Below are 2361 nucleotides of genomic sequence, written 5' to 3'. Positions count from 1 at the left end.
GACGCTGCATAATCTCGCTTCTCTGCTGCTGATGCAGCAACGCAAGACGGCGGTGCCGAAGGGTGGTAGTGGTAACGGCGCCGCGGCGGTTGAGCGAACGATCTTTAACAATTCACAGCCGATAAGTGTGGGCGCTTGATGGCGAACGCGGCCGGTTCCTGGGCTTGTATCAGGGAGCGGTATAGCGCAAGTATCAAAGGCTCACACGATGAAATAGAGGTTGCTTGGTCGCAAGACGAGGCAACCCTGTCAGTACGTTGAGTGAGCGACCGGCTCGAGAGAGTCGAAAACAGTAACAGGCATTGAACTGAAGAGTTTGATCCTGGCTCAGATTGAACGCTGGCGGCATGCCTTACACATGCAAGTCGGACGGCAGCGCGGGCTTCGGCCTGGCGGCGAGTGGCGAACGGGTGAGTAAGACATCGGAACGTGTCCTGGAGTGGGGGATAGCCCGGCGAAAGCCGGATTAATACCGCATACGCTCTGTGGAGGAAAGCGGGGGATCGCAAGACCTCGCGCTCAAGGGGCGGCCGATGGCGGATTAGCTAGTTGGTGGGGTAAAGGCCTACCAAGGCGACGATCCGTAGCTGGTCTGAGAGGACGACCAGCCACACTGGGACTGAGACACGGCCCAGACTCCTACGGGAGGCAGCAGTGGGGAATTTTGGACAATGGGGGCAACCCTGATCCAGCAATGCCGCGTGTGTGAAGAAGGCCTTCGGGTTGTAAAGCACTTTTGTCCGGAAAGAAATCCTCGGGGCTAATATCCCTGGGGGATGACGGTACCGGAAGAATAAGCACCGGCTAACTACGTGCCAGCAGCCGCGGTAATACGTAGGGTGCGAGCGTTAATCGGAATTACTGGGCGTAAAGCGTGCGCAGGCGGTGCGTTAAGAGCGATGTGAAATCCCCGGGCTTAACCTGGGAACTGCATTGTTGACTGGCGCGCTAGAGTATGGCAGAGGGGGGTAGAATTCCACGTGTAGCAGTGAAATGCGTAGAGATGTGGAGGAATACCGATGGCGAAGGCAGCCCCCTGGGCCAATACTGACGCTCATGCACGAAAGCGTGGGGAGCAAACAGGATTAGATACCCTGGTAGTCCACGCCCTAAACGATGTCAACTAGTTGTTGGGGATTCATTTCCTTAGTAACGAAGCTAACGCGTGAAGTTGACCGCCTGGGGAGTACGGTCGCAAGATTAAAACTCAAAGGAATTGACGGGGACCCGCACAAGCGGTGGATGATGTGGATTAATTCGATGCAACGCGAAAAACCTTACCTACCCTTGACATGGACGGAACCCTGGTGAGAGCTGGGGGTGCCCGAAAGGGAGCCGTCACACAGGTGCTGCATGGCTGTCGTCAGCTCGTGTCGTGAGATGTTGGGTTAAGTCCCGCAACGAGCGCAACCCTTGTCCTTAGTTGCTACGCAAGAGCACTCTAAGGAGACTGCCGGTGACAAACCGGAGGAAGGTGGGGATGACGTCAAGTCCTCATGGCCCTTATGGGTAGGGCTTCACACGTCATACAATGGTCGGAACAGAGGGTTGCCAACCCGCGAGGGGGAGCCAATCCCAGAAAACCGATCGTAGTCCGGATTGCACTCTGCAACTCGAGTGCATGAAGCTGGAATCGCTAGTAATCGCGGATCAGCATGCCGCGGTGAATACGTTCCCGGGTCTTGTACACACCGCCCGTCACACCATGGGAGTGGGTTTTACCAGAAGTGGCTAGTCTAACCGCAAGGAGGACGGTCACCACGGTAGGATTCATGACTGGGGTGAAGTCGTAACAAGGTAGCCGTATCGGAAGGTGCGGCTGGATCACCTCCTTTCCAGAGCTTCGTGTTCAACACCAAGTGCTCACGCTTATCGGCTGTGAAGATCGTAAAGACAGGCGAAGGGGTCTGTAGCTCAGTCGGTTAGAGCACCGTCTTGATAAGGCGGGGGTCGTTGGTTCGAATCCAACCAGACCCACCATCAGTCTACGGTGAGCGGACCTCACGCGAGTGGATCCCCTAAGCGAGTCGGCATCAGGGGGCATAGCTCAGCTGGGAGAGCACCTGCTTTGCAAGCAGGGGGTCGTCGGTTCGATCCCGTCTGCCTCCACCAACCAATCCCCAATGGGAAGCGTCGCCAACGAGAGAAATCGTTGGGATGTTTGTCATTGGCGAGTGCGCCAGTCAGTGTGACTGCAAAGTCGGCTGTCGATCTTTAACAATCTGGAAGAAGTAGTAAGGGATATCGGAAGCGTCTCATGAGATGGGCGCGGAAGATATCAAATGGGTAGTGATTGTATCCAAGTATGAGAAGGGTATCGAAAGATGCTCTTGGAATACGGCACAAACGCGAGAACTCAAA

At 55.7% G+C, this 2361-nt stretch carries 2 tRNA genes and 1 rRNA gene; all 3 read left to right on the top strand.

The window, feature by feature from the left end:
* Nucleotides 1–304 precede the first annotated feature (304 nt).
* Nucleotides 305–1835: ribosomal RNA gene (locus tag B0G57_RS30565) — 16S ribosomal RNA — on the top strand.
* A gap of 68 nt (nucleotides 1836–1903) precedes the next feature.
* A tRNA-Ile gene (locus tag B0G57_RS30560) sits at nucleotides 1904–1980 on the top strand.
* A gap of 56 nt (nucleotides 1981–2036) precedes the next feature.
* Nucleotides 2037–2112, top strand: a tRNA-Ala gene (locus B0G57_RS30555).
* Nucleotides 2113–2361 lie beyond the last annotated feature (249 nt).

It is taken from the genome of Trinickia symbiotica (genome assembly GCF_002934455.1).
GTDB lineage: Bacteria > Pseudomonadota > Gammaproteobacteria > Burkholderiales > Burkholderiaceae > Trinickia > Trinickia symbiotica.
This window is presented reverse-complemented; position numbering and strand designations above follow the sequence as displayed.